This is a genomic window from Myroides pelagicus (assembly GCF_009711055.1).
Lineage (GTDB): Bacteria > Bacteroidota > Bacteroidia > Flavobacteriales > Flavobacteriaceae > Flavobacterium > Flavobacterium pelagicum.
This window is the reverse complement of record NZ_WMJY01000088.1, coordinates 1-805: the sequence shown is the minus strand read 5'-3', so window position 1 is coordinate 805 and position 805 is coordinate 1. Positions and strand designations below refer to the sequence as shown.

The following is an 805-nucleotide window of genomic DNA, read 5'->3' as shown; positions in this document are numbered from 1 at the left end:
ATAATGAGATAATCTAAACTGGTGTACTTTGTCGGAAGGTGGTGCACTTTCATCGGAATATACAGAAGAACACCTGATGCAATTCATAAGAGTGCTAAAGAGCTTCTAGAACATGAGAAAACACAGTATTTTGAGAGAATGGCTTTTATTATAAAGATACCCTCTATAACTGCTAATATTGGAGGTAATACACTCTCATTAACCCTAGGAGGGGTTAGAGCTTATAACCAAGAAAACCTCTATAATAAGAAGTCTTTTGAAAAATTCAAATTCTTTATAGGCTTTCAGAATCTTGTATGTTGTAATCTTTGTGTTAGTACAGATGGTTTTTTATCTGAGATTAAAGTTAGTTCTTATGAAGAGCTTTATGCTAGGATTCTAGAAGTAATGCAGAATTACAAAGCAGAGAAACACCTTGAACTAATGAGAAACTTTACTAACTATTCTCTATCAGAACATCAGTTTGCTCAATTAATAGGTAAATCAAGATTATACAATCACTTACCTAAATCTCAAAGATTAGAGTTGCCTGAAATGACTTTTAATGATGGGCAGTTTAATACAATAGCTAGGGATTATTACCAAGATGAAAGCTTTTGTAAAGATGAGTATGGAAATATTAATCTATGGAATGTGTATAATCTATTTACACAAGCTAATAAGAGTAGCTACATAGATACATTCCTAGAAAGAAATTTAAATGCCTTTGAGTTTAATCAAGGTATTTGTAATGCTATCAATGGTGATGATAATTACCAATGGTTTTTGGAGGGTGTACCGCCAACTGTGTCACAAAATTAATTAT

1 protein-coding gene is annotated in these 805 nt (G+C 31.9%); it reads left to right on the top strand.

Going from position 1 to position 805, the window contains the following annotated elements; translation table 11 throughout:
* Positions 1–21: 21 nt before the first annotated feature.
* Complete coding sequence (locus GJV77_RS14675; RefSeq protein ID WP_317162561.1) at positions 22–801, top strand: DUF3871 family protein; 780 nt, start codon at positions 22–24, stop codon at positions 799–801.
* The last annotated feature ends 4 nt before the right edge of the window (positions 802–805 follow it).